Source organism: Phaeobacter sp. SYSU ZJ3003, assembly GCF_041300735.1.
Taxonomy (GTDB): Bacteria; Pseudomonadota; Alphaproteobacteria; order Rhodobacterales; family Rhodobacteraceae; genus Phycobacter; species Phycobacter gallaeciensis_A.
Genome location: NZ_PXNU01000034.1, coordinates 54,329 through 78,839 on the forward strand (window position 1 = coordinate 54,329; position 24,511 = coordinate 78,839).

25 protein-coding genes are annotated in these 24,511 nt (G+C 61.4%); 16 read left to right on the top strand and 9 right to left on the bottom strand.

Annotated elements, in window-relative coordinates; genetic code table 11:
• Nucleotides 1-7: 7 nt before the first annotated feature.
• Both C6W91_RS13520 and C6W91_RS13525 read right to left on the bottom strand, forming a co-directional pair.
• Nucleotides 8-700 carry a nitroreductase family protein gene (locus tag C6W91_RS13520; RefSeq protein WP_274832497.1) on the bottom strand — a complete coding sequence of 231 codons (693 nt, stop codon included), beginning with the start codon at nt 698-700 and terminating at the stop codon, nt 8-10.
• A 21-nt stretch (nt 701-721) separates the two neighbouring features.
• Complete coding sequence (locus tag C6W91_RS13525; protein WP_274838635.1) at nt 722-1,609, bottom strand: LysR family transcriptional regulator ArgP; 888 nt, start codon at nt 1,607-1,609, stop codon at nt 722-724.
• A gap of 96 nt (nt 1,610-1,705) precedes the next feature.
• On the opposite strand from C6W91_RS13525, the gene C6W91_RS13530 reads away from it, so the two are divergent.
• Complete coding sequence (locus tag C6W91_RS13530; protein WP_274838636.1) at nt 1,706-2,311, top strand: LysE/ArgO family amino acid transporter; 606 nt, start codon at nt 1,706-1,708, stop codon at nt 2,309-2,311.
• Between the two features lie 113 nt (nt 2,312-2,424).
• Nucleotides 2,425-3,345: a DMT family transporter gene (locus C6W91_RS13535; RefSeq protein ID WP_274828356.1), complete on the top strand. Its 921-nt coding sequence runs from the start codon at nt 2,425-2,427 to the stop codon at nt 3,343-3,345.
• A 30-nt stretch (nt 3,346-3,375) separates the two neighbouring features.
• On the opposite strand, the gene betI is transcribed toward C6W91_RS13535, so the two are convergent.
• On the bottom strand, nt 3,376-3,951 hold the full coding sequence (gene betI, locus C6W91_RS13540) for a transcriptional regulator BetI (RefSeq protein ID WP_065270764.1): 576 nt from the start codon (nt 3,949-3,951) through the stop codon (nt 3,376-3,378).
• A gap of 219 nt (nt 3,952-4,170) precedes the next feature.
• On the opposite strand from betI, the gene betC reads away from it, so the two are divergent.
• From betC to C6W91_RS13560, 4 genes are all read left to right on the top strand, one after another.
• A complete protein-coding gene (betC, locus tag C6W91_RS13545) occupies nt 4,171-5,679 on the top strand; it encodes a choline-sulfatase (protein ID WP_274838637.1) in 1,509 nt (502 codons plus the stop codon).
• A 30-nt stretch (nt 5,680-5,709) separates the two neighbouring features.
• Complete coding sequence (gene betB, locus C6W91_RS13550) at nt 5,710-7,167, top strand: betaine-aldehyde dehydrogenase (RefSeq protein ID WP_274838638.1); 1,458 nt, start codon at nt 5,710-5,712, stop codon at nt 7,165-7,167.
• Nucleotides 7,168-7,276: 109 nt separating this feature from the next.
• Entirely contained in the window at nt 7,277-8,932 is a 1,656-nt protein-coding gene (betA, locus tag C6W91_RS13555) for a choline dehydrogenase (protein WP_274838639.1), read from the top strand.
• A 194-nt stretch (nt 8,933-9,126) separates the two neighbouring features.
• Entirely contained in the window at nt 9,127-9,369 is a 243-nt protein-coding gene (locus C6W91_RS13560) for a YdcH family protein (protein ID WP_274828360.1), read from the top strand.
• 55 nt (nt 9,370-9,424) lie between these two features.
• Here the strand turns inward: C6W91_RS13560 and C6W91_RS13565 are convergent, their stop codons facing one another.
• From C6W91_RS13565 to C6W91_RS13580, 4 genes are all read right to left on the bottom strand, one after another.
• Nucleotides 9,425-10,813: a short-chain fatty acyl-CoA regulator family protein gene (locus tag C6W91_RS13565; protein WP_065270760.1), complete on the bottom strand. Its 1,389-nt coding sequence runs from the start codon at nt 10,811-10,813 to the stop codon at nt 9,425-9,427.
• Between the two features lie 65 nt (nt 10,814-10,878).
• Nucleotides 10,879-12,081, bottom strand: a complete 1,203-nt coding sequence (locus C6W91_RS13570) for a multidrug effflux MFS transporter (protein ID WP_274839035.1) — start codon at nt 12,079-12,081, stop codon at nt 10,879-10,881.
• Nucleotides 12,082-12,204: 123 nt separating this feature from the next.
• Nucleotides 12,205-13,011 (bottom strand): calcium-binding protein, encoded by an 807-nt coding sequence (locus C6W91_RS13575; RefSeq protein ID WP_370570936.1) that lies wholly within the window; start codon nt 13,009-13,011, stop codon nt 12,205-12,207.
• The gene (locus C6W91_RS13580; protein WP_370570932.1) at nt 12,911-13,570 is read right to left on the bottom strand and encodes a matrixin family metalloprotease; all 660 of its coding nucleotides are present in this window, start codon (nt 13,568-13,570) and stop codon (nt 12,911-12,913) included. The genes C6W91_RS13575 and C6W91_RS13580 overlap by 101 nt, the downstream gene beginning before the upstream one ends.
• Nucleotides 13,571-13,828: 258 nt before the next feature.
• Between C6W91_RS13580 and C6W91_RS13585 the strand changes: the two genes are divergently transcribed.
• The 5 genes from C6W91_RS13585 to C6W91_RS13605 all read left to right on the top strand — a co-directional run bounded on the left by C6W91_RS13585 (nt 13,829) and on the right by C6W91_RS13605 (nt 17,182).
• A complete protein-coding gene (locus C6W91_RS13585; protein ID WP_065270757.1) occupies nt 13,829-15,361 on the top strand; it encodes an acyl-CoA carboxylase subunit beta in 1,533 nt (510 codons plus the stop codon).
• Between the two features lie 7 nt (nt 15,362-15,368).
• Nucleotides 15,369-15,719, top strand: a complete 351-nt coding sequence (locus tag C6W91_RS13590) for a hypothetical protein (protein WP_274832506.1) — start codon at nt 15,369-15,371, stop codon at nt 15,717-15,719.
• A 304-nt stretch (nt 15,720-16,023) separates the two neighbouring features.
• On the top strand, nt 16,024-16,401 hold the full coding sequence (locus tag C6W91_RS13595; protein ID WP_342455904.1) for a DUF6497 family protein: 378 nt from the start codon (nt 16,024-16,026) through the stop codon (nt 16,399-16,401).
• A 214-nt stretch (nt 16,402-16,615) separates the two neighbouring features.
• Nucleotides 16,616-16,756 (top strand): hypothetical protein, encoded by a 141-nt coding sequence (locus C6W91_RS13600; protein ID WP_165832697.1) that lies wholly within the window; start codon nt 16,616-16,618, stop codon nt 16,754-16,756.
• Nucleotides 16,757-16,825: 69 nt separating this feature from the next.
• Nucleotides 16,826-17,182, top strand: coding sequence for a hypothetical protein (locus C6W91_RS13605; RefSeq protein ID WP_274828367.1), 357 nt, complete (start codon nt 16,826-16,828; stop codon nt 17,180-17,182).
• 164 nt (nt 17,183-17,346) lie between these two features.
• Here C6W91_RS13605 and C6W91_RS13610 read toward each other — a convergent pair whose 3' ends face one another.
• Nucleotides 17,347-17,589, bottom strand: a complete 243-nt coding sequence (locus C6W91_RS13610; protein ID WP_274838642.1) for a hypothetical protein — start codon at nt 17,587-17,589, stop codon at nt 17,347-17,349.
• A 92-nt stretch (nt 17,590-17,681) separates the two neighbouring features.
• On the opposite strand from C6W91_RS13610, the gene C6W91_RS13615 reads away from it, so the two are divergent.
• From C6W91_RS13615 to C6W91_RS13625, 3 genes are all read left to right on the top strand, one after another.
• Nucleotides 17,682-17,885: a hypothetical protein gene (locus C6W91_RS13615; protein ID WP_065270752.1), complete on the top strand. Its 204-nt coding sequence runs from the start codon at nt 17,682-17,684 to the stop codon at nt 17,883-17,885.
• A 134-nt stretch (nt 17,886-18,019) separates the two neighbouring features.
• A complete protein-coding gene (locus C6W91_RS13620; RefSeq protein WP_274838643.1) occupies nt 18,020-20,065 on the top strand; it encodes an acetyl/propionyl/methylcrotonyl-CoA carboxylase subunit alpha in 2,046 nt (681 codons plus the stop codon).
• 272 nt (nt 20,066-20,337) lie between these two features.
• Nucleotides 20,338-20,838, top strand: a complete 501-nt coding sequence (locus C6W91_RS13625; RefSeq protein WP_065270750.1) for a hypothetical protein — start codon at nt 20,338-20,340, stop codon at nt 20,836-20,838.
• 4 nt (nt 20,839-20,842) lie between these two features.
• Here C6W91_RS13625 and C6W91_RS13630 read toward each other — a convergent pair whose 3' ends face one another.
• Complete coding sequence (locus C6W91_RS13630) at nt 20,843-21,301, bottom strand: DUF4174 domain-containing protein (RefSeq protein ID WP_065270749.1); 459 nt, start codon at nt 21,299-21,301, stop codon at nt 20,843-20,845.
• Nucleotides 21,302-21,480: 179 nt separating this feature from the next.
• Here C6W91_RS13630 and C6W91_RS13635 point away from each other — a divergent pair, with 179 nt between their 5' ends.
• Together C6W91_RS13635 and scpA are read left to right on the top strand one after the other, a co-directional pair.
• Entirely contained in the window at nt 21,481-22,413 is a 933-nt protein-coding gene (locus C6W91_RS13635) for a hypothetical protein (protein WP_274838644.1), read from the top strand.
• Complete coding sequence (gene scpA, locus C6W91_RS13640) at nt 22,379-24,505, top strand: methylmalonyl-CoA mutase (RefSeq protein ID WP_370570933.1); 2,127 nt, start codon at nt 22,379-22,381, stop codon at nt 24,503-24,505. The genes C6W91_RS13635 and scpA overlap by 35 nt, the downstream gene beginning before the upstream one ends.
• Nucleotides 24,506-24,511 lie beyond the last annotated feature (6 nt).

The following is a 24,511-nucleotide window of genomic DNA, read 5'->3' on the forward strand; positions in this document are numbered from 1 at the left end:
CTTTCTGTCATTCGAAGACCTGGCAAATCTCCTCCAGAGGTTTTTTGAACTTGGCGACTGAGGGAACCATAGCATTTTCTGCCGGATGGCCTACAGCGATGATCATCGTAGGCTTTTCCGAGGCCGGGCGACCCAGGGCGCCATTGAGGAACTTCATCGGGTTCGGCGTGTGGGTCAGGCTGACCAGACCAGCGGTATGCAGCGCCGTCAGCAAAACGCCGGTGGCAATGTTCACGCTTTCGGGCACGTAGTAGTTCTTGTAACGGGTGCCGTCCGCAAACTCGCCCCAGCGCTGGGCGAAGACCACGATCAGCCAGGGCGCGATGGTCAGATGCGGTTTGTCTTCATTGGTGCCGATCGGCTCAAGCGCCTTGATCCATTCATCGCCAGCGCCGCCTGCATAGAACTTGCGTTCTTCTTCCTCAGCCTCGGCGCGGATCCGGGCCTTCAGTTCTGGGTTCGAAACGGCCGCAAAGAACCAGGGCTGGTGGTTGGCGCCCGATGGCGCGGTGCCCGCCGCCCGGATGCAGTCCTCGATCACCTGTCGGGGCACCGGCTGATCTGTGAAATCGCGCACCGTGTGGCGCCGCTGCATATGGGCGAGAAACTCAGTCGCCTTTTCCTGCATCTGCGCATCCGTGTACGCGGCCCGGTCGGGCAATGGCAGCGGATCATAGCTGAGAGAGTCTTGTGAAAACATGAGGGGTCTTTCCGATTGGTCTTAACGGTCTTGGGTCAAATGCCGTCGCGCTGATGTCTGCACAGACCGGGTGACCTCTGCAAGGGCAGGCGCCATCACCCGCGCCACCTGCCACGTGAGCGGAACCCGCAGGATTGTGTCGGGGATGAGTGGCACCAGACGGCCGCTGTGCAGCTCTTCCCCGATGATGGAAAGCGGGTTCATGCCCCAGCCGAGACCGGCAGCTGCGGCTTCGATAAAAGCCTGGGTAGAGGGCAGGTAGTGCGCGGGCGGCGACAACCGGGGTGCCACGTTCCGCTCCAGCCACTGCTGCTGCAGTCTGTCCTTTGCGTTAAAGATCATGCAGGGCGCCTCGGCAGCGGCCTCTGGCGTGACGCCGTCTGGAAACCAGCGCGCCATGAAGTCCGGGCTGGCGGTTGCCGCATAGTCCAGCGTGCCGAGCGGGTAGGCATCAAACCCGGGCACGGGCCGGGTGCTGGCGGTGACCGCGGCTGAGACCTCGCCGCGCTTCAGCCAGTCGGCGCTGTGATCCTGATCGTCCACCAGGAGATCGAACAGCACGCCGTCAGTTCCGGCCATCGCGTCGATGAACCAGCTGGCAAGGCTGTCGGCATTGACCGCGATGCGCAGACGCACCGGGGCCGTGCCGTTTTCCAGCGCCAGCTCCCGCGCCAGCTGCGCCTCAAGAAGGCCGATATCCTCGGCGTGTTTGGCAATCCTCAGCCCCGCCGCCGTGCCGGTGCAGGGCACACCGCGCAGGACCAGTGCGATGCCGGTACGGTCCTCCAGCGCCTTGATCCGCTGTGAAATGGCCGAGGGCGTCACCCCAAGGGCATGGGCCGCAGCTTCGAACGAGCCATGGTGTAAAACGGCCCGGAGCGCGGAAAGGTGATTGGGGTCGAGTTGCATTAGCTGTGCTTAATCCAGGTTATCATATTTAATTGGATTATCCGGACTGGGGCGCATAGTCAAAGCGCGAAGAGTTCCAGCAGAAAGACGCCCAGCATGTCAGCCAGCCTTGCTTCCGGATTTGCCCTCGGCTTTAGCCTGATCCTCGCGATCGGGGCGCAGAACGCATTTGTGCTGCGGCAAGGGCTGCGGCGGCAGCATGTGTTCTGGATCTGCCTGACCTGTGCAGGTTCGGACGCGGTTCTGATCTATGCCGGGGTTCTGGGGTTTGGATCGCTGACGCAGGCGCTGCCGGGGATCGAGACCATCATGCGCTTTGGCGGGGCTGCTTTCCTGATCTGGTATGGCGCGCGCAGTCTGCTGGCGGCCTGGCGCGGCGGCGCCGTGCTGGAGGCGGCGGGGCAAGGCAATCAGAGCGCGCCTCTGCTGCCGGTTCTGGCGACGGTGCTGGCGCTGACCTGGCTCAACCCGCATGTCTATCTCGATACGGTGGTTCTCTTGGGCACGATCTCGGCGCAGGATCCGGCGCCGCTGATCTTTGGCCTTGGGGCCGTTTTGGCAAGTTTCACGTTTTTCTTTTCCCTTGGATATGGCGCGGGTCTGCTGGCGCCTGTGTTTGCCAAGCCCCGGTCCTGGCAGGTGCTTGAGGCAGTTGTCGGGCTGACAATGTGGGCCATTGCAGCGAACCTCCTGTTGATCTGAGGGAGGGCAAGTGCTGGGCGAGGCAGAGCGCTTCGCGGGCAAAGGTGGATGCCGAAAATAATTGCCATGTTCAGGGTTGTACCCTTTGCCGTTTGGGTGTTCTGTCTGGCGTCATGAGTGATGCGCAGCAGACAAAAGACCGGGACACTAATCCCGTGATGGGCATTTTCTGGATGCTGGTGACCGGGCTGAACTTTGTCGCGGTTACCGCATTGGTCAAATATCTGGGCGGTCGGATCCCCCCTGCCGAATCCGCTTTCCTCAGATACCTTTTGGGGCTGGTGTTCCTGATCCCGATGATTGGCGCGCTGCGTCAGGCCAAGCTGACGCCCAAGCTGTGGGGACTGTTTGCTGGACGCGGCGTTCTGCATACGCTTGGGGTGATGCTGTGGTTCTTTTCCATGACTCAGATCCCGCTGGCCGAGGTCACGGCGATGAACTATCTGGCGCCAGTCTATGTCACCATCGGGGCGGCTGTGTTTCTGGGTGAGAAACTGGCCCTGCGCCGGATCGCGGCGATCATCGCGGCTTTGATTGGTGCGCTGATCATCCTGCGGCCAGGGTTTCGGGAAATCTCACCCGGGCATATCGCAATGCTGGCAGCGGCGGTGGTGTTTGGCGGCTCTTATCTGCTGGCCAAATTCACCGTGGACGGTACCAATCCGGTTGTGGTGGTAGCCATGCTGTCGCTTTGGGTGACGGCGGGGCTGGCGCCCTTTGCGGCGGCGGTCTGGGTGACCCCGACACTGGCTGAGCTTGGCATTCTCTTTGCGGTGGCCTGTTTCGCCACGGCGGGGCACTACACGATGACGCTTGCCTTCTCGGCGGCGCCGGTTGCGGTGACGCAGCCGGTGACCTTCCTGCAGCTGATCTGGGCGACGCTTCTGGGGGCGCTGGTGTTTGACGAGGCGATCGACATCTGGGTGGTTTCGGGCGGTGCGCTGATCCTTGGGGCGATCAGTTTCATCACCTGGCGCGAGGCGGTGTTGAAGCGCCGCGCCATCACACCGCCGGTGCCTGCGACCAAGGTCTGAAGGTCCTGACTGTAGGTGGTTGGGCCGGTCTTATGACAGGGCCAGATCCACGACACGGTGCGCTGCGCGCCGTGCGGCTTCGGGATCGACCGGACCTTCGGACTGCGCGGTCTGCAGCCAGACGCCGTCCATATAGCACTGCAGGGCCTGCCGCGCGGTTTCAATCTCTGCCTCGGGCAGAAGATGCCGCAGTTCGGCCAGAAAATGGCTGCGCACCCGGGTCCTGTTGATGCGGTGCAGCCGCGACAGACGCGGCGAGTAGGGCGCATTGGCCCAGAACTGCATCCACAGGCTGCATTGCGTCACGGTGAACAGATTGTCGGAAAAGTTCGCATCCATCACCGCGTATAGCCGTTCTTTCGGCGTGCGCGCGGTGGCGTAGCCTTCGACCATGGCGGTCCGCAGCTTGCGCAACAGATGCCGCATCGTGGCTTCCATCAGCCCTTCCTTGGAGCCGAAGTAATAGTTGATCGACGCCGCCGAGGCTCCGGCTTCAGCGGCGATTTCGGCCATGGTCACAACACCATAACCGCGCTTGTGCACGGCAACGATGGTGGCTTCGATCAGCTCTTCGTTGCGGATATCTCGGATGCGTTTTCGTCCCATAACGCAGTTTTGCGTTACATGCGCGCCGGATACAAGCGATGTTATGTGGCTTCAATAACTTGTATGACGGTACAAAAAACTGTTTGGCTTACCGGCAAGTCGTGGTAGGGCAGAACAGAACCGGGGTGCCGTGCAGATCGCGCGTGGCAGGACCCGCAGCAACAGCTGCCGTTTTCCGGATTGGCCGGAGCTCAGCACAAAATGAAACAGGAGAGGCGCATGACTGCACCCAATATTCTGATCCTGATGGTGGACCAGTTGAACGGGACGTTGTTTCCGGATGGTCCGGTGGACTGGCTGCATGCGCCCAACCTGAAGAAACTGGCGGCGCGCTCGACGCGTTTTGCCAATGCCTATACCGCTTCGCCGCTTTGTGCACCGGGGCGGGCCAGCTTTATGTCCGGGCAATTGCCCTCGCGCACTGGCGTTTATGACAACGCCGCCGAATTCCGCAGCGATATCCCGACCTACGCGCACCACCTGCGCCGTGCGGGCTATTACACCTGCCTTTCCGGTAAGATGCATTTTGTCGGCCCTGACCAGCTGCACGGGTTCGAGGAGCGCCTGACCACGGATATCTACCCGGCCGATTTCGGCTGGACGCCGGATTACCGCAAGCCGGGCGAGCGGATCGACTGGTGGTATCACAATATGGGCTCGGTGACCGGGGCAGGCGTCGCGGAAATCTCCAACCAGATGGAATACGACGACGAGGTCGCCTATCACGCCAAGGCCAAGCTTTACGATCTGGCACGGGGCAAGGATGACCGTCCCTGGGCGATGACCGTGTCCTTTACCCATCCGCACGACCCCTATGTCGCGCGCAAGAAATACTGGGACCTTTATGAGGATTGCGAGCATCTGCTGCCCGAGGTTCCGGCGATGGAGTATGAGGACCACGACGCCCATTCCAAGCGCATCTTTGACGCCAACGACTGGCGCAGCTTCGACATCACCGAAGAAGACATCCGCCGCTCGCGCCGTGCCTATTTCGCCAATATCTCATATCTGGATGACAAGATCGGTGAGATCCTTGAGGTGCTGGAAACCACCCGTCAGGAGGCGATCATCCTGTTCGTTTCCGATCACGGCGACATGCTGGGAGAGCGTGGCCTGTGGTTCAAGATGAGCTTCTTTGAAGGCTCTTCGCGCGTGCCGCTGATGATCTCGGCCCCGGATCTGCCCTCTGGGCGTATTGATGCGCCGGTATCGACGCTGGATGTCACCCCGACGCTGGGTGTTCTGGCCGGGGTATCGATGGAGGAGATCGCTCCCTGGACCGACGGCGAGAACCTTGTGCCGCTGGCCAAGGGCGAAGAACGCAGCGCACCGGTGACCATCGAATACGCAGCTGAGGCGTCCTATGCGCCGCTGGTGTCGCTGCGCTATGGCAAGTGGAAGTACAACCGCTGCGCGCTCGACCCTGATCAGCTGTTTGATCTGGAGGCCGACCCGAAGGAACTGACCAATCTGGCGGATCACCCCGACCATGCGGGCACCCTGCAAACCCTGCGGGCAAAATCCGAAGCGCGCTGGAACCTGGAACAGTTCGACGCCGAGGTGCGCGCCAGCCAGGCGCGCCGCTGGATCGTCTACGAAGCGCTGCGCCAGGGCGGCTATTACCCCTGGGACTACCAGCCGCTGCAAAAGGCTTCGGAACGTTACATGCGCAACCACATGGATCTCAATGTGGTTGAGGAAAACGCCCGCTTCCCGCGCGGCGAATAACCCAATTTCAAGACTGGACAGGCCTATATCATGACCCATCCCGCAGCCCCGAAGGCCAGCCATTTCATCAATGGCGCCTACGTCGAAAACACCGCTGGGACCGCCATTCCGGTGATCTATGCGGCCACCGGCGAAGAGATCGCCACCGTGCATGCCGCGACGCCCGAGATCGTCGAAGAGGCGCTCGCTTCGGCCCAGGCGGCGCAGAAGGCCTGGGCGAAGATGACGGGTACCGAGCGCGGCCGTATCCTGCGCCGCGCCGCCGACATCATGCGCGAACGCAATCACGAGCTGTCGGTGCTGGAAACCTATGACACCGGTAAGCCCTTGCAGGAAACGCTGGTGGCGGATGCGACCTCTGGCGCCGATGCGCTGGAGTATTTCGGCGGTCTGGCCGCCAGCCTCACTGGCGAGCATATCCCGCTGGGCGAGGACTGGGTTTATACCGTGCGCGAACCCCTGGGGCTGTGCGTCGGGATCGGCGCCTGGAATTATCCCACGCAGATCGCCTGCTGGAAGGCGGCGCCGGCGCTGGCCTGTGGCAATGCCATGGTGTTCAAACCTTCCGAGACGACGACGCTTTGCGCCCTGAAGGTTGCCGAGATCCTGCACGAGGCAGGCCTACCTGCAGGGGTGTTCAACGTGGTTCAGGGCATGGGCGAAGTTGGCGGAGCCTTGGTTGCCGACCCGCGCGTCGACAAGGTGTCGCTGACCGGATCGGTACCGACTGGCAAAAAGGTCTACGCTGCCGCCGCGGCCGACATGAAGCACGTCACCATGGAGCTGGGCGGCAAGTCGCCTCTGGTCATTTTTGACGATGCCGATATCGAAAACGCGGTTGGCGGTGCGATTAACGGCAACTTCTATTCCTCCGGGCAGGTCTGCTCGAACGGCACCCGGGTCTTTGTGCAAAAGGGCATCAAGGAGAAGTTCCTCGCGCGGTTGGCCGAGCGGACCAAAGGCGCGGTTCTGGGAGATCCGCAGGACGAGGCGGTCAACTTTGGCCCCATGGTGTCAGAACGGCAGATGGAGATCGTTCTGGGTTATATCGAAAAGGGTAAGGCCGAGGGCGCGCGCCTGATCTGCGGCGGCGAACGTGTGGACCGGCCCGGCTATTTCATCGCGCCGACCGTCTTTGCTGACGTGACGGACGATATGGTGATCGCGCGCGAAGAGATCTTTGGTCCGGTGATGTCGGTTCTGGATTTCGAAACCGAGGAAGAGGTGATCGAACGCGCCAATGCCACGGAATTCGGCCTCTCCGCAGGTGTCTTTACTCGTGATTTCACTCGGGCTCACCGGGTGATCGGGGCGCTGGAGGCAGGCAGCTGCTTTATCAACTCCTACAACGACGCGCCGGTCGAAGCGCCCTTTGGCGGGGTCAAGGCCAGCGGTGTGGGGCGCGAGAACTCCAAGGAAGCCATCAAACACTTCAGCCAGGTCAAATCCGTCTATGTGCGCATGGGCGATGTCGAGGCGGCCTTCTGATTGCCCTTCCGGTCAACGCCCACCCACCCGCCCCGTCGCCCGGAAGGGCAATCGGGGCAGGGGGCAGGCCAGGTTTGGACGGGTCGTTGACCGGTGACGGAGAAATGCGATGAACGCTGATTATGTGATTGTGGGCGCCGGATCTGCTGGTTGTGCGCTGGCCTACCGGCTGAGCGAGGCCGGGCACCGGGTGTTGGTGATCGAGCACGGGGGCACCGATATGGGGCCCTTTATCCAGATGCCTGCGGCGCTGTCCTATCCGATGAACATGTCGCTTTATGACTGGGGCTATAAATCCGAGCCGGAACAGCATCTGGGCGGGCGCGAATTGGTCTGCCCGCGTGGCAAGGTGATCGGAGGCTCTTCCTCGATCAACGGGATGGTCTATGTGCGCGGCCATGCCGGCGATTACAACCACTGGGCCGAAAGCGGCGCCCGGGGTTGGTCCTATGCGGATGTGCTGCCCTATTTCAAACGGATGGAAACCTGGCACGATGGTGGCCATGGCGGCGATCCCGACTGGCGCGGCACCGATGGTCCGCTGCACATCAGCCGCGGCCCGCGCGACAATCCGCTGCACGATGCCTTTGTCGAGGCCGGGCGGCAGGCCGGTTATCCGGTAACCGGGGACTATAACGGTCAGCAGCAGGAAGGCTTTGGCCCGATGGAGATGACCGTCTGGAAGGGACGGCGGTGGTCGGCGGCCAATGCCTATCTTAGGCCGGCGCTGAAGCGGGACACCTGCGATGTCATCCGCGCCCTGGCGCGCCGTATCGTGATCGAAGAGGGTCGCGCCACCGGGGTCGAGGTGGAGCGCGGCGGCAAGGTCGAGGTGATCCGGGCAGACCGCGAAGTGATCGTCTCGGCGTCCTCGCTGAACTCGCCGAAACTGCTGATGCTGTCCGGCATAGGACCGGCGGCCCATCTGGCCGAACACGGGATTGACGTAGTGGCGGATCGTCCAGGCGTGGGGCAGAACCTTCAGGACCATCTTGAGGTCTACATGCAGATGGCCTGCAGCCAGCCGATTACCCTTTACAAATACTGGAACCTTCTGGGCAAAGGTTTAGTCGGGGCGCAGTGGCTGTTCACCAAGACAGGTCTTGGCGCCTCCAACCAATTCGAAAGCGCGGCCTTCATCCGCTCGGACAAGGGGGTGGAGTATCCGGATATCCAGTACCACTTCCTGCCGATGGCGGTGCGCTATGACGGTCAGGCTGCCGCCGAAGGGCACGGGTTCCAGGCCCATGTCGGCCCCATGCGATCACCCTCGCGCGGGAATGTCAGCCTGCGTTCCTCTGATCCCAAGGCGGCGCCGAAGATCCTGTTCAACTACATGAGCACCGAGCAGGATTGGGAGGATTTCCGCAAATGCATCCGCCTGACGCGGGAGATCTTTTCGCAGGATGCCTTCAAACCTTTCGTCAAGCATGAGATCCAGCCCGGCAATGAACTGCAGAGCGACGATGAGATCGACAGTTTCATCCGCGAGCATGCCGAAAGCGCCTATCACCCCTGTGGCACTTGCAAGATGGGAGCAGAGGATGACCCGATGGCGGTTGTGGATCCCGAATGCCGCGTAATCGGCGTCGATGGCCTGCGGGTGGCGGACAGCTCGATCTTCCCGCGCATTACCAATGGCAACCTCAACGGCCCGTCGATCATGACGGGCGAAAAGGCCGCAGATCACATTTTGGGGCGCCGCCTGCCGTCTTCAAATGCCGAACCCTGGTTCCATCCGGGTTGGCAAGCCGCCCAGAGGTAAGTCCCTCAATTACTGTTTGATAAGGCCGCCCCCTGCACCACGCAGCGGGGCGGTTTTCTGTTGGATCTGATGCGCCCCTGTTTCAAGCGCAGCAGAAATGTTGCTTGCGGGCCTTTGATTTGATCCCGGTCAAAGTGAGGTTTCAAACCAGCATCTAATGTCCTGTCAAACAATACAGATAAAGGAGCGAACAGATGTCCAACACGCCTCATGAACTGGCCCAGGAATTCCCCGACAAGGCGGAGCTGATCAGCCAGTTGAAACAATCCGATGCTCATTTCGCCAAGCTTGCGGATGAGTATCACGAGGTGAACCGCGCCGTGCACCGTGCCGAAACCAATGTGGAGCCGGTCGAGGAGCTGGCCGAGGTTGAGATGCGCAAGAAACGTGCCGCACTCAAGGACGAAATCTGGAGCCTTCTGTCCGAAAAGGCCTGAAGCACAGAGCGTTGGTAAAAAGTTCCGGGGTCCGCAATGCGGGCCCCATTTTGTGTCAGCTGACCTCGTAGGGCAGTACGCCACGCGCATCGGCATTGATGCTAAGACGGCGCTCCAGCGGCGGAACAGACCGCTGATGGCAGTCCTTGCGTTCGCAGATGCGGCAGGAAATGCCGATCGGCTCATAGGCCGAGGCGTTGTTCACATCCAGCGTATCCGCATAGATCAGCGCATCGGCATGGCGCACCTCACAGCCCAGGGAGATGGCATAACGCCGTACCGGAGAGCCGAAGGAGCCCCCCGGTTTGGATACGTCATGGGCCAGCGACAGGTAGCGCACCCCATCCGGGGTTTCGGCCAGCTGGCGCAGGAACCGGCCCGGCGTTTCAAAAGCCCGGTGCACGTTCCACAGCGGGCAGGCACCGCCAAAGCGGGCAAATTGCAGCCTTGTCGCAGAATGGCGTTTGGTGATGGTGCCGGCCTGATCCACCCGCACAAAGAAGAAGGGAATCCCTTTGGCGCCCGGCCGTTGCAGGGTCGATAGCCGGTGCGCGACTTGTTCGATCGAGGCGCCAAAATGGGTGGCCAGTCGCTCCAGATCGTGGCGGGTCTCCTGCGCAGCGGCGAGGAACCGGCCATAGGGCATCAGGGCGGCGCCCGCGAAATAATTGGCGAGGCCGATCTTGGCGATGGCGCGGGCTTCGCTGGTCTGGAAGCGGGCAAAATCCAGCGTCGCCTCCAGCAGGCTGTCCTGGCTGAGCAGCGCCACCTGCAGCAGCAGCTGAAATACCTGAGTAGAGGGGGCGCTGCGGTTTGAGAGCCTCAATGTGCGGCTCTCGGCGTCGTAGCTGCGCAGCCCGGTCATATCCGTCATCTGAACCGTGATCCCGGCGTTTTCCAGCGCAGACAGCGCCGCAGCGCGCACGTCTGCCGCGCCGGCAAAGCGTTCTGCGGCCCGGTCCACCGCGTCGATGTAGTTGTCGCAATAATGGAAGAAATCGCGCACTTCCTCCCAAGGGCTGGCCTGGATGCGGGCATCCTCGCGCCCCAGTGCCTCATCAAGAGAGGCAAGCCGTTCGTGGGTCTGCCGGTAGGCCCGGTGCAGCGTCAGGAAGGCGCGCGCCAGCGCCGGTGCGTTCGATGCGGTCAGGCGCAGATCGGCCAAAGGCGGCGGGTCATCGGCAAAGACCGGGTCCGCCATCGCCTCACGCATGTCGCTGACCAGGCGCTCGCTGTCACCGGTGCTCAGCTCGGTGACATCCATGCCGAACTCCTGCGCCAGAGCCAGCACCACGGTGGTCGACACCGGACGGTTGTTGTTCTCCATCTGGTTGAGATAGGGCAGGGAGACACCCAGCTTGGCGGCAAAATCCTTTTGCGTCAGCTCAAGCCGTGTCCGCATCTCGCGCAGCTTGGCACCGGCATAAAGCTTTTGGGTGGCCATTGGGTCTACCTTTGCAAATGAACTCCACTTGCAGTGTATAATTGCAAACTCAAGGGGGCAAGGCGCTAGAGCTGCAGCGATTTTTCGCGCTGGATCACGAGGACAATAGCCAGAAGCCCGAGCACTGCGGTGACGAACATGATGGCCAGCAGCGGCACGGCGGTCGCGCCGGGCACCAGAACCCAGCCTGCCATCGCACTAAGGCCCGCACCGCCGCCGATCATGATAGCCCCGCTAAGGCCCGAGGCAGACCCGGCCAGATGCGGGCGCACGGAAATCGCGCCGGCGGTGGCATTCGGGATGGCCATGCCATTGCCGAGGCCAACGCAGGTCATGAAGCCGAAGAAGGTATAAAGACTGTCCAGCCCGGCCAGCGCGATCCCCAGAGAGATAGCAACGCCGACCCCGTTGATGATACAGCCCCAGAGCACCATACGGTTGACGCCGAAGGCCATGGAAAATCGCCCGGAAACAAAGTTCCCCAGGAAGTACCCGACTGCGGGCGCGGCAAAACAGATGCCGAGCGTCGCCGGGTCAAGGCCATAGACCTGTGTGCCGACAAAGGGCGCGCCGCCGAGGTAGGCAAAGAAGGCGCCGGAGGCCAGTCCAGAGGCCAGCGAATACCCCCAGAAGCGCGGCGAGCGGAACAGTTCGGGGTATTCCTTGAACTGCGCAAGCAGGGTCTTGCCGCTTTTCTGCGCGGTTTCCCCAAAATCGAAATAGGTCAGCGCGTAGGTGCCCAGTGCCAGCACCACCAGCAGCCAGAAGTTGGCCTGCCAGCCAAAGATCTGGTCCAGAATCCCGCCGATCGCGGGGCTGATCATCGGGACCACAGCCATGCCCATAGTGACATAGCCGATCATGCTGGCAGCCTTGTCGGTGTCGTAGATGTCGCGCACCGCGGCACGGCTCAGCACCATGGTGGCGGCAATCGCAGCCTGTGCCATTCGGAAGAACAGAAAAATTTCCGCATTCGGGGCAAAGATGCAGCCGAGTGTGGCCAGCAGGAACAGGACAATACTGGCAAGAATCACAGGTCTGCGGCCCATCTTGTCCGAAATCGGGCCAACCAGAATCTGCACCACCGCGTTCACCGCCAGATAAAGCGCGACGGAGAGCTGCATCAGCCGGTAGTCGACCTCAAAATATACTGCCATGCCCGGCAGGGAAGGCAGAAAGACATTCATCGCGAGGGCAGAGATGCCGGCCAGAAGGATGAGCGTACCGATATGGGGCGCCGTTCGGGGCGCCCGGGGAGAGGTGTTCATGCGCGGAGTAGTTGTCATGCTAAGGGGTTAGTGCAGCAGCGACAAATTGTCTATTGGTGATATTACACACCCCCTGTGCGCGGGCGGGGCCATCAATCTGCCCCGTGCCGAATGGCGATGCCGTCAGATCAGAATGTCGTCGCTAATATCGGCCAGCGTAATGCCCTTGACCAACAGGGTGTCGGCGCCAAAGTCGAACAAAACGCCTTTGTCCGTGTCACTTGCCGCGGCAAGGAGGGTGGCCTGATCGCCGTGGCCCGTGATTTCCAGACTGTCGGCATCATCGGCGAAACCAACGATGGTATCGTTGCCGAAGCTGTTGTTGAACACGAACTTGTCATCTCCGCGACCGCCGAACAGCCTGTCATTGCCGGACTGACCGTTCAGGATGTCGTTGCCGCCGTTGCCTTTCAGCGTATCGTTGCCATTGCCGCCGAAAAGCCGGTCCCGGTGTCCGCCTCCGCTCAGGAAATCCTTGCTGTTGCCGCCGCGAAGAACGTCCCGTCCGGCGTTGCCTTCCAGATCATCACGCCCACCCTGGCCAAACAGGCGATCCCGGCTGGCGCCGCCTTCGAGCTGGTCGCTGCCTCTTTGGCCAAAGATCGTGTCCTTGCCGCCGCCGCCCAGAAGGGTGTTGTTGCCGCCATTGCCGGTCATGCGGTCATCGCCAAGCCCGCCGGTGGCGTTCTCGATCTCGCTGCCAAAGGTGATCACCACGTCGCTTTCGGCATCAAAGCTGGAGAAGCTGCCCGCGCGCAAGTCAAAGACAACGCCATCCGCCCGGCCATTCGCATCAAGGGTGTCCTCTCCGCCGCTGTCCCAGATCGCATCAACGGTATTGGTGCGCGATCCGGTGTAGCGGGTGTCGCCGGTGTTGTAGTCGGCTGAGCCCCAGATGTCCTGCAGCGCCAGGACGTCGAACAGCATCATCGCATCGCTGTCCTGGCCGTTGATCGGGTTGGTAGTGTAGGACATGATGGAATAAAGGTTGCTGTCGTATTCCTCCGGCAGGTTGGCGTCCGGGTCGAGTGTGTCGCAGGCCCATCGCGTGGCCCAGTTCGTGCAGCAGCAGATTCATTGCATCGGCGGAGGACAGATCGCGGCTCTCGTCAAAGACTACGAAGCCGTCCCATTCGGTAATGGTGGTGTCATAATAGCTGACACCGTAACCGCCATAGCCCGAGGTGTTGCCGGACAGGGTGACTGCGCCGACGTTGATATCCGGATCGTCCTCACCGCTGACCTCGGTAAATTCGACGTTCAGAAAACTCTCGATATGCGCCAGCGCGGCCTCGAAATTGGCCTTCTCGGCGGTCGTGAAATCCCGCCAGCCGCTGTAGGTGGTGTCTGTGGGGAGGTCACCCGGCTGCTGCGTACCGGCATATTGATAGGTGATCTCGAGCCGCGGAGCGCCAGTCGAGTTCAATGGATCGCTGTCGTAAAAGCGGGCGAATTGCAGGGCCTTGATGATTTCCGCTTGGCTCAGCATCTGATCATTCTCCTCACTGGTTACCGGGATCGACGGTTACTGATCAGAAGCTTACTGCCGGGTCGGGGTTGAGGAAAGAGGCGCTAGCGCGCGGTGCGCCAAGACCGGCGGTTTGCAGCCGGAAAATGCCGAGGATTTTGCGAAATATGCAAATTTGCTTATGGCGTATGCAAACGATTTGCAAATTTGCGACAAAGAGCTTTGGCCCAGACGGCCCCCGGGCTATGGTCCCCCGGAAATCTAAAGGGGACCTGTGCCATGAAAGATATCCTTTCCGAGCTGGAAGAGCGCCGCGGTACCGCGCGGCTGGGCGGTGGGCAAAAGCGGATCGATGCGCAGCATGGACGCGGCAAGCTGACAGCGCGCGAACGGATTGATCTGTTGCTGGACGAAGGCAGCTTTGAAGAGTTCGACATGTTCGTCGCGCATCGCTGCACCGATTTTGGTATGGAAAAACAAAAACCCGCAGGCGACGGCGTCGTCACCGGCTGGGGCACCATCAACGGTCGCATGGTTTATGTGTTCAGCCAGGACTTTACCGTCTTCGGCGGCTCGCTCAGCGAAACCCATGCCCAGAAGATCTGCAAGATCATGGACATGGCCGTGCAGAACGGCGCGCCGGTGATCGGCATCAATGATTCCGGTGGTGCCCGTATTCAGGAGGGCGTTGCCTCGCTCGCCGGTTATGCTGAAGTGTTCCAGCGCAATATCATGGCCTCGGGCGTGGTGCCGCAGATCTCGGTTATCATGGGCCCCTGCGCGGGCGGCGCGGTCTATTCGCCTGCCATGACCGACTTCATCTTCATGGTCAAAGACAGCTCCTACATGTTCGTGACCGGCCCCGACGTGGTGAAAACCGTTACCAATGAGGTCGTCACCGCCGAGGAGCTGGGCGGTGCCTCGACCCACACCAAGAAATCCTCGGTTGCCGATGGCGCCTTTGAAAACGATGTCGAAGCACTGGCCGAAGTGCGCCGCCTGGTCGATTTCCTGCCGCTCAACAACCGCGAAAAGCCGCCGGTGCGCCCCTTCTTTGATGAGCCGGGCCGGATCGAGGAGAGTCTCGATACCCTGATCCCGGAAAACCCGAACACGCCTTACGACATGAAGGAGCTCATCACCAAGGTCGCGGACGAAGGTGATTTCTACGAGATCCAGGAAGATTTCGCCAAGAACATCATCACAGGGTTTATTCGCCTCGAAGGGCAGACCGTGGGTGTTGTCGCCAACCAGCCAATGGTTCTGGCCGGTTGCCTCGACATCGACTCCAGCCGCAAGGCAGCGCGTTTTGTGCGCTTCTGCGATTGTTTCGAAATCCCGATCCTGACGCTGGTCGACGTGCCGGGCTTCCTGCCGGGCACCACGCAGGAATATGGCGGTGTCATCAAACACGGTGCCAAGCTGCTGTTTGCCTATGGCGAAGCCACGGTTCCAAAAGTGACCGTCATCACTCGCAAGGCCTATGGCGGTGCCTATGACGTGATGGCCTCCAAACACCTGCGCGGCGACTTCAACTATGCCTGGCCGACAGCTGAAATTGCGGTGATGGGCGCCAAGGGCGCGACCGAAATCATTCACCGCGCCGATCTGGGCGATGCCGACAAGATCGCGGCCCACACCAAGGATTACGAAGACCGCTTCGCCAACCCCTTTGTCGCGGCCGAGCGCGGCTTCATCGACGAGGTGATCATGCCGCAATCCACCCGCAAGCGGGTCAGCCGGGCCTTCGCGAGCCTTCGTAACAAGAAGCTCGAGAATCCGTGGAAGAAACACGACAACATCCCGTTGTGATCTGCTGATGGCGCGTTCGTGGCATATCCTGCGCGAGGAGGGGGCTCTGACACTCTGTCGGCAGCGCCCGCCTCGGTTCGATGTGGCGGTGGCCGCGGATCTGCCCAAGGCGGATCCGTTGCGGCTGGCGCATCAGATCCGGCAGGATATGTGGCGGGCGTTGCAGGACGTGCGGGGGTTCTCTCCGGTGGTTCGGGTGGCGCAGACCGCCGAGGGCGTCAGGGTGACGGCTGGCGGTCGCGTCCTGGGGTTGGTGTCTCCGGTGCTGGCCGAGCGGATTGAAGCTGTGCTGGAAAAACCGGCAAACCGCGGGCGCTGGCTGCGCCATGCGGCGCGCGGGCAGGGGGCGGATCTGTGACTTTCCTGATGTGCGCCCTTTTCGGTGGCCCTTCCCGAGCCGTGGGAGAGGCAATAACCCACAACTCTGCATATGCGTGTGCGAGATTTGTGCGGCGCCAAAGAATGCCGCTTGGGCAAATCATTTTGCACAAATTTGTAACAACGTTTGACACAGAGGGCGAATCGGCTCCATGATCCGCCTCATCGGCATAAGGACAGCGCGCGCCGCGTGCGCAGCGCCTGCAGCCCCGGCAGGAGGAGCCCATCGTTTTTGGGGTCGGGGCTGCGGATATTTTGTGGCCGTCGTTTCTGGTTTCCTGAATATGATCGCAGCGTCTGCCGCTTCGGCAGGTGAGGCCGGAGTGGCGCCCATTTCCGTACCTTCTGGTCAGCCGGTCACCCTGTCTGAAGTGCTGCTGGATCGTGATCCTGGTGCACTGTGGCTGCGCTTGCGTTTCGTGGCGCCGCAGATTTCCCGCAATGGCGGCACAGCCACCCATGATCAGGCGATGGCCGATATGGATCACCTGTGCCAGGAACTGGCGCTCTCCTATATGCAGGAACACGCGCTGCAGCCGGAACGTATCGTCATCTCATTTGCCGATCGCGCTGTGCCCTTTGGTGTGCAGGATCCCGCCGCCACCCAGTATTTCGAAGCCTATCGTCCGAGTGGCGACACCTGCATCTGGGAGGGTTTCTGATGTATCTACAAGATCTTGCGACCCTCGACTGTAGTGCACCTTTGCCTGCGGCTTTGCGATCACAAAGCTACCGCTCCGCGTGTTTTCGATGTGAAAAGACCTGTCATTCGGCTATGATGCAGCTGGGCGGCGCAAATGCCGTCCGCATATTGAGGTCGAACCCTGCAGAGGTACTTCCCTCGGCGGGTTTCAGGACAATAATCAGGAGACAGAAATGTCCAAGAGCATCAAGCTTTTCACGCTGGCTGGTTTGCTGGCGACCGTCGCTGCATGCGGCTCAAAAGAAGAAGAATTTGTCGTGGTGGAGCCCGAGCCCATCTCGGTCGAACCGACCTACACCGGCAAATACAAGTAACATCGTCAGGGGTCCGGCCCTGTGGCCGGCCCCAGTCGCCGCGCGGGGTGCCGGACTGGAGGCATCACCATGCTGAAACACCGCGGGTTTCCCGGCCGTCTTCCGGGTACCGATTTCCAGTTCACCATTCGTCGTCCAAACCCCAAAGGGGTCACGCCGATCACTCAGCGTGAGCGGTTCCGCGACCGGCGTCCGCCGGACCGCAGGGCCGACGCGGCCTTTATGCGGGCGCTGTGGGAGAATTTTGGCGACCAGCCTTTCGAACGGGGCAACCTTGATGCCGGGCGGCTGAGCTGGCTGTTCGGGCGCGAAGTCGTGGCCGCCGAAGATCCCTTTGATCCCGAAGATTACGAGGCGCTGCTTGTCATCGATGTGGATGTCGCGCGTTTGTCCTTCCCTGAAGCCTTTGACGGGACCGCAGATTGATGGCTCTGGCGGGCTACCATATCACGGCGCTGCGCGAATGCGCGGCAGGCCCGGTGCCTGGTGGTCCGTCCGTCCGCCTGTTTGGCGGCCAATGCCGGGATTCTGTGCGCTGCGTCGGCGTGAATTCGCACATGGGGCGCGCCTTTCAGCGGGAAGCTGCGCAGTCAGTGGCGTTGCAGAACACCGGGCTTTCCACCCCTGCCAATAGCTGCATTCTGGATGTGACAGTACGGAATGCTCGCGCTGTCACGCATCTGTTCCAGTCCCTTGACTTGGATGGGCAGGACCGCGCCCCCATCCGCGGCCTGCCTCTTTTTCTGCGCCGCAATATTTGCCCGTTCCTTGAGTGCATCCAGTGCGCGGAACCCCGCCACAGGCTGCGGGAAAGCGGGCGGTCCATCGCTCATTCCGGCATCCAGAGGCCCCGCGCGTTGCGGCTCGTTGGGCGTCCTGCAATCTTTTCTGGCCAGATAAATTCGGTCAGAAAAGGAAAACGGCAATGCAGGCAACACGGATACTCTCGCTCCTGGCCCTGTGCGGCGGATTGGCGGCCTGTGGGCAGTCAACCGGCGAGCAGGTCGTCTATGGCGCCAGCGCAGGCGCGCTCGGCTCGCTGTTGCTCGACGGCAACCCGGTCACCGGCGCCGCTGTCGGCACAGCTGCAAATCTCATCTACTGCAAGGAAAACCCTGGCAAATGCTGATCGCATTGCCGCGGCCCTTGCCCTGACATTCCGGCCCCTCGAGGCCGGTTCAACCACCGCGCAGATGCCGCGTCCGGGTACGTCCCGGGGGCGGCGTTCTGCATTCCGGCTCAAAAGAGAACAAGGGACTGCCAATGTTTGATAAGATCCTGATCGCCAACCGGGGCGAGATCGCCTGCCGCGTCATCAAGACGGCGCGCAAAATGGGCATCAAGACCGTTGCCATCTATTCTGATGCGGACAAGCAGGCGCTGCATGTTCAGATGGCGGATGAGGCCGTGCACATCGGCCCGCCGCCCGCGAACCAGTCCTATATCGTGATCGACAAGGTCATGGAGGCCATCCGCCAGAGCGGCGCCCAGGCGGTGCATCCCGGCTATGGCTTCCTGTCGGAGAACTCCAAATTCGCCGAGGCGCTGGCCGCCGAGGGCGTCGCCTTTGTCGGCCCCCCCGTAGGGGCCATCGAAAGCATGGGTGACAAGATCACCTCCAAGAAGATTGCTCAGGAGGCAAACGTCAGCACGGTTCCCGGCTACATGGGCCTCATAGAGGACGCCGATGAGGCGGTGAAGATCTCGAACGAGATCGGCTACCCGGTGATGATCAAGGCCTCTGCCGGTGGCGGCGGCAAAGGCATGCGGATTGCATGGAATGACGAGGAGGCCCGCGAAGGCTTCCAGTCCTCCAAGAACGAGGCGGCGAACTCTTTTGGCGATGACCGGATCTTTATCGAGAAATTCGTCACACAGCCACGCCACATCGAAATTCAGGTGCTCTGCGACACCCACGGCAACGGCATCTATCTGGGGGAGCGCGAATGCTCGATCCAGCGCCGGAACCAGAAAGTCGTCGAAGAAGCGCCGTCGCCTTTCCTTGATGAAGCCACCCGCAAGGCGATGGGTGAGCAGGCAGTCGCCCTGGCCAAGGCGGTGGGCTATGCCTCTGCCGGTACGGTGGAATTCATCGTTGATGGCGACAAGAACTTCTATTTCCTGGAAATGAACACCCGCCTGCAGGTGGAACACCCCGTGACCGAGCTGATCACTGGCGTTGACCTGGTGGAGCAGATGATCCGTGTCGCCGGTGGTGAGCCGCTCAGCATTACTCAGGATGATGTGAAACTGACCGGTTGGGCGATTGAAAACCGCCTTTACGCCGAAGATCCCTATCGCAACTTCCTGCCCTCCATCGGTCGTCTGACCCGTTATCGTCCCCCGGCAGAGCAAGCCTCTGGCCCGCTGCTGGAAAACGGCAAATGGCAGGGTGATGCCCCCGAAGGTCCCGTCGCAGTGCGGAATGACACCGGCGTCTACGAGGGCGGCGAGATCTCGATGTATTACGATCCGATGATCGCCAAGCTTTGCACCTGGGCTCCTACCCGTGAGGCAGCGATTGCCGCCATGCGTGATGCGCTGGACGGGTTCGAGGTTGAGGGCATCGGTCACAACCTGCCGTTCTTGTCGGCTGTGATGGATCATCCGAAATTCGTTAGCGGTGATATGACCACCGCCTTTATCGCCGAAGAGTACCCGGACGGGTTTGAAGGCGTCGAACTGCCCGAGGCAGAGCTGCGCCGCATCGCAGCTGCCACCGCAGCCATGCACCGCGTCGCCGAAATCCGCCGCACTCGTGTGTCGGGCCGTATGGACAACCACGAACGCAAGGTGGGAACCGATTGGGTTGTGACGCTTCAGGGCCAGTCCTTCGATGTGACAATCGAGGCAGATCCCTCCGGCTCTACCGTGCGCTTTGCCGACGGGGAGACGGTCCGGGTGGCTTCGGACTGGACGCCGGGCGATCAGCTGGCGCGGGTTTCGACGGATGACAGCGGGCTGGTTCTGAAGGTTGGCAAGATCTCTGGCGGCTTCCGCATCCGCAGCCGCGGCGCCGATCTGAAGGTGCACGTGCGCACGCCGCGTCAGGCGGAACTCGCGCGCCTGATGCCCGAGAAGCTGCCGCCGGACACCTCCAAGATGCTGCTCTGCCCGATGCCTGGCCTGATCGTCAAAGTCGATGTCGAGGTTGGTCAGGAAGTGCAGGAAGGCCAGCCGCTTTGCACCGTTGAAGCGATGAAAATGGAAAACATCCTGCGCGCCGAACGCAAGGGGATTGTGTCCAAGGTCAACGCAAGCGCCGGTGACAGCCTCGCTGTGGACGATGTCATCATGGAGTTCGAATAAGGTGCACCAGAGGGCAGCCATACTTGCCGGAGGGTTTGCGGGGCGATCTGCCCCGCGAGTCCGCCTGCGAGGCCGGACAAGGCATCGCCCTGAGGCCGGAGCTGCCCTTTTTTGTGCGGGGTATGACAACCCATGCACGAATTCTTCAGAATTGGCTGGCAGATTAATCCGAACGGGGCGATGGGCCCGCGACCGCTCCTGCATGGTGGGGGCGGTTTCGTGCCGCGTCCAGCCCGCACGCGAGAGGTATCAAGGGTTTCCGGAGGCGCCACATGATCCGCATTGCTGTCAGTCTGCTGTCGGGCCTTTTGGTGCTGGCGGCCTGTGCGCTGGACAAGGAAGAGGAAGTGCGCGCTCAGATCGCGCCCTGGGTCAAGCTGGGCGAGACCTATTTCTTCGAATCCTCAAGCAGTTGCACTGCGGCGGTCTTCTACATCGAAAGCCCGCGCATCAGCTCGTTGGTGTCCCGGGCACGGTCGATGGCGACGGGCATGAATATGCTCTCGGCAGGCAAACCGGTCTATTTCGATGTTCGGGGCAAAACACCCAACGCGCTGACCGAGGAAATCATGTCTCGCGATCTGCCGCAGGGGATCAGCGTGCTGAACTCCGGTTTGGCTGGGGCACACTGCATGACCGAACTGGTCAAGGGCGTCTACTATCAGGCCATCATGAACCCGACTTCGCAGCTGATTTTCGTGCCGGATGGCGATGCGATGATCGTGCTCGACCGGCAGGCCGGGGCGCTGATCTACGTGCGCGGCAGCGGCTGACGCCTCAGCTGCCGCGGCGTTCTTCGACCTCGCGCAGGCGCGATGGGAATTTGTCGATGGTCCGGGTCAGCTCCCGCACTGTCCAGGGATGCGGTTTTCGCAGTTTCACACCGCCGTCTTTGCCCACCAACACCAGCATAAAGCCGCGCGGGCGCAGTTTCTTGCGCAGGTCGGACCGCGCGCTTGGATCGGTGTCGGTCAGAACAACCACGTCCCGGTCCAGCAAATCCGCCGCACGTTTTGCCAGCCGTTCCATCTGGTCATGGAATCGCGGATCCTCAGGGCTGTCGGCAAAGACCACAACGGGCCGTTTGTGCCACAGGAAATCGCTCAGATCGCCTTTGTACTCTGGTTCGATCCACCCTGTGGTATCGGCGGTGGTTGCTTCCTCGGCGCTGGCACCGGCTGCAATGGTGGCGCAGGGAAGAAAAGCTGTCAGAACAAGGGCTAGGATTGGTTTCATGATCTCTCCTGTTGCTGTCAATATATGCCGCGCCGGTGCGAATGCGATGGCCGAATGTGTCCGAGCCGAAAAAAATTCAGAGGACATTAACCGCTTTGAGAGGGTGAAGAGGGCATGATCCGTCCGTCTCCCTCTGATGGTCCGCAAAAACGGACCCCGTCCAAAGGACTGGAAAAGCGATGCAAGTAATTGTTCATGTCGGTGCTCATCGGTGCGCCACCACCTCGTTTCAGGATTATCTGCGGTTCAATGCCGCCACGCTGGCCGAACAGCGGCTGGAGGTCTGGGGCCCGGATCTGACCCGGGACGGGCTGTTTCACGGCATTCAACCAACCCCGTCCGTGGGCAGCGCTGCGGCGGCCTCCAAACGGGCGCGTGGGCGGCTTCGGATGCGTCTGGACCAGAGCCGCGATGCGGGTACCGAGCAGTTGCTGATCAGCGACGAGAACATGATCGGCAGCGTGCGGGAAAACCTGCGCCTTGCCGGGCTCTACTGCGGGATCGGAGAACGTCTGGCGCGCTTCAACGAAGCCTTTGATGGCAGGGTGTCGGTGCTGGCGGTGAACCTGCGCAGCCTCGAAGCTTACTGGACCTCAGCGCTGACCTATGCAGTTGCGCGTGGCCATCGGGTGCCTGCCGCGGGGCAGTTGAACCGGCTGCTTGAAAGCTCCCGCAGCTGGCGTGATGTGCTGACCGACATGGCCTGCAGCATGCCGGATACTGAAATCCGGGTGCTGCCCTTTGAAACCTTTGGGGGCCGCCCCGAGTTGCAGCTGGAGCTGCTGACCGGGTGCAAGGCGCCACGCGAAAACGCCCGCATGCGCCATGCGGCGTCCCCGCGACTGGAAGAACTGCGCGGCATGATCCCAACCTCGGCCGCCCGGAGCCTGCCCGAAGGAGAGGGCCGCTGGCGCCCCCTGGACGAGGTGCAAAGCGCGGTGCTGCGCGAGCGTTACGCTGATGATCTCATGTGGCTGGCCTCGGGCGCCGATGGCCTGGCCCGTATTATGTATGACCCGGAAAAACAGGTGGCGGGACAAAACCCGCTCCGTACCGACTTGACGAGAGGAAGACCCCATGACGAAGACAGACGATTGGCGGGCTCTGGCTGAAAAAGAGCTGCGTGGCCGCCCGCTTGAGGACCTGACCTGGCAGACGCTCGAAGGGATCGACGTCAAGCCGCTTTATACCGAGGAAGACACCAAGGCGCTGCCCCATATGGGCACGCTTCCAGGGTTCGGCCCGTTCACGCGAGGCGTGAAGGCGACCATGTATGCCGGCCGCCCCTGGACCATCCGGCAATACGCCGGTTTCTCGACCGCCGAGGAAAGTAACGCATTCTATCGCCGCAACCTGGCTGCCGGTCAGCAGGGCGTCTCGGTTGCCTTCGACTTGGCCACCCACCGCGGTTATGACAGCGACCACCCCCGCGTGGTGGGCGATGTCGGCAAGGCCGGCGTTGCCATCGACAGTGTCGAGGACATGAAAATCCTCTTTGACGGTATCCCGCTCGACAAGGTCTCGGTGTCGATGACCATGAACGGCGCGGTGATCCCGATCCTGGCGAACTTCATCGTCGCAGGTGAAGAGCAGGGCCACGACAAGAGCCTGCTGGCGGGTACCATTCAGAACGACATTCTGAAAGAGTTCATGGTGCGCAACACCTATATCTATCCGCCCGAACCCTCGATGCGGATCATTTCGGACATCATCGAATATACGTCGAACGAGATGCCGAAATTCAACTCCATCTCGATCTCCGGCTACCACATGCAGGAGGCCGGCGCGAACCTGGTGCAGGAACTGGCCTATACGCTGGCTGATGGGCGCGAATACGTGCGCGCCGCGATCGAGGCCGGGATGGACGTGGACAAGTTCGCAGGCCGTCTGTCGTTCTTCTTTGCCATCGGCATGAACTTCTTTATGGAGATCTCTAAACTCCGGGCCGCACGTACCCTGTGGCACCGGGTGATGACCGACTTTGGCGCCAAGAATGATCGTTCCAAGATGCTGCGCACCCACTGCCAGACCTCGGGCGTCAGCTTGCAAGAGCAGGATCCCTATAACAACGTGATCCGCACCGCCTATGAAGCGATGTCGGCTGTCCTCGGCGGCACCCAGTCGCTGCACACCAACGCGCTTGACGAAGCGATTGCCCTGCCGACGGATTTCTCGGCTCGTATCGCCCGTAACACCCAGTTGGTGCTGCAGGAAGAAACCGGCGTCACCAATGTGGTCGACCCGCTGGCCGGTTCCTACTACGTGGAAAGCCTGACGAATGAGCTGATCGACAAGGCCTGGGCCCTGATGGAAGAGGTCGAGCAAATGGGCGGCATGACCAAGGCGGTCGCCTCTGGCATGCCCAAGCTGCGCATCGAAGAAAGCGCTGCCCGTCGCCAGGCGATGATCGACCGCGGCGAAGAGGTGATCGTCGGCGTCAACAAGTACCGCAAGGAAAAAGAAGACCCGATCGACATTCTGGACGTGGATAACGTCAAGGTCCGCGAAAGCCAGATCGCGCGGCTGGAAAAGATCCGCGCCACCCGCGACGATGCGGCCTGCACGGCTGCCTTGGATGAAGTCACCCGCGTGGCCAAGGAAGGTGGCAACCTTCTGGCCGCCGCAGTCGAAGCTGCCCGCGCCCGGGCTTCGGTCGGAGAGATCAGCATGGCGATGGAAAAGGAATTCGGCCGTCACAGCGCCGAGGTGAAAACCCTGGCCGGTGTCTATGGCGCCGCTTACGAAGGCGACGAAGGTTTTGCCGCGATCCAGAAATCGATCGATGAATTCGCTGCAGATGAAGGGCGCCGTCCGCGTCTTCTGGTGGTGAAAATGGGGCAAGACGGTCACGACCGCGGCGCCAAGGTGATCGCGACCGCCTTTGCTGATATCGGTTTTGACGTCGACGTAGGCCCGCTGTTCCAGACCCCGGATGAGGCCGCACAGGATGCTATCGACAACGATGTGCATGTGGTCGGGATCTCCAGCCAGGCCGCAGGTCACAAGACGCTGGCACCGCAGCTGGTTCAGGCGCTGAAAGAGCAAGGCGCAGAGGACATCATCGTGATCTGCGGCGGTGTTATTCCGCAGCAGGACTATCAGTTCCTTTATGACAATGGCGTCAAGGCGATCTTCGGCCCCGGTACCAATATCCCCGAGGCGGCGCAGGATATCCTGAAACTGATCCGCGAGGCGCGCAGCTGATCCCTG

Bases quoted from the DNA above. Each gene is read 5' to 3' on its own strand.
- C6W91_RS13585 (WP_065270757.1), top strand. From the start codon at position 13,829: ATGAAAGATATCCTTTCCGAGCTGGAAGAGCGCCGCGGTACCGCGCGG.
- betC (WP_274838637.1), top strand. From the start codon at position 4,171: ATGACTGCACCCAATATTCTGATCCTGATGGTGGACCAGTTGAACGGG.
- C6W91_RS13565 (WP_065270760.1), bottom strand. From the start codon at position 10,813: ATGGCCACCCAAAAGCTTTATGCCGGTGCCAAGCTGCGCGAGATGCGG.
- C6W91_RS13575 (WP_370570936.1), bottom strand. From the start codon at position 13,011: ATGATGCTGTTCGACGTCCTGGCGCTGCAGGACATCTGGGGCTCAGCC.
- C6W91_RS13625 (WP_065270750.1), top strand. From the start codon at position 20,338: ATGATCCGCATTGCTGTCAGTCTGCTGTCGGGCCTTTTGGTGCTGGCG.
- C6W91_RS13520 (WP_274832497.1), bottom strand. From the start codon at position 700: ATGTTTTCACAAGACTCTCTCAGCTATGATCCGCTGCCATTGCCCGAC.
- betB (WP_274838638.1), top strand. From the start codon at position 5,710: ATGACCCATCCCGCAGCCCCGAAGGCCAGCCATTTCATCAATGGCGCC.
- C6W91_RS13600 (WP_165832697.1), top strand. From the start codon at position 16,616: ATGTCCAAGAGCATCAAGCTTTTCACGCTGGCTGGTTTGCTGGCGACC.
- betA (WP_274838639.1), top strand. From the start codon at position 7,277: ATGAACGCTGATTATGTGATTGTGGGCGCCGGATCTGCTGGTTGTGCG.
- C6W91_RS13615 (WP_065270752.1), top strand. From the start codon at position 17,682: ATGCAGGCAACACGGATACTCTCGCTCCTGGCCCTGTGCGGCGGATTG.
- C6W91_RS13525 (WP_274838635.1), bottom strand. From the start codon at position 1,609: ATGCAACTCGACCCCAATCACCTTTCCGCGCTCCGGGCCGTTTTACAC.
- C6W91_RS13535 (WP_274828356.1), top strand. From the start codon at position 2,425: ATGAGTGATGCGCAGCAGACAAAAGACCGGGACACTAATCCCGTGATG.
- C6W91_RS13595 (WP_342455904.1), top strand. From the start codon at position 16,024: ATGATCGCAGCGTCTGCCGCTTCGGCAGGTGAGGCCGGAGTGGCGCCC.
- C6W91_RS13630 (WP_065270749.1), bottom strand. From the start codon at position 21,301: ATGAAACCAATCCTAGCCCTTGTTCTGACAGCTTTTCTTCCCTGCGCC.
- scpA (WP_370570933.1), top strand. From the start codon at position 22,379: ATGACGAAGACAGACGATTGGCGGGCTCTGGCTGAAAAAGAGCTGCGT.
- betI (WP_065270764.1), bottom strand. From the start codon at position 3,951: ATGGGACGAAAACGCATCCGAGATATCCGCAACGAAGAGCTGATCGAA.
- C6W91_RS13610 (WP_274838642.1), bottom strand. From the start codon at position 17,589: ATGAGCGATGGACCGCCCGCTTTCCCGCAGCCTGTGGCGGGGTTCCGC.
- C6W91_RS13620 (WP_274838643.1), top strand. From the start codon at position 18,020: ATGTTTGATAAGATCCTGATCGCCAACCGGGGCGAGATCGCCTGCCGC.
- C6W91_RS13530 (WP_274838636.1), top strand. From the start codon at position 1,706: ATGTCAGCCAGCCTTGCTTCCGGATTTGCCCTCGGCTTTAGCCTGATC.
- C6W91_RS13570 (WP_274839035.1), bottom strand. From the start codon at position 12,081: ATGAACACCTCTCCCCGGGCGCCCCGAACGGCGCCCCATATCGGTACG.
- C6W91_RS13605 (WP_274828367.1), top strand. From the start codon at position 16,826: ATGCTGAAACACCGCGGGTTTCCCGGCCGTCTTCCGGGTACCGATTTC.
- C6W91_RS13580 (WP_370570932.1), bottom strand. From the start codon at position 13,570: ATGCTGAGCCAAGCGGAAATCATCAAGGCCCTGCAATTCGCCCGCTTT.
- C6W91_RS13590 (WP_274832506.1), top strand. From the start codon at position 15,369: ATGGCGCGTTCGTGGCATATCCTGCGCGAGGAGGGGGCTCTGACACTC.
- C6W91_RS13560 (WP_274828360.1), top strand. From the start codon at position 9,127: ATGTCCAACACGCCTCATGAACTGGCCCAGGAATTCCCCGACAAGGCG.
- C6W91_RS13635 (WP_274838644.1), top strand. From the start codon at position 21,481: ATGCAAGTAATTGTTCATGTCGGTGCTCATCGGTGCGCCACCACCTCG.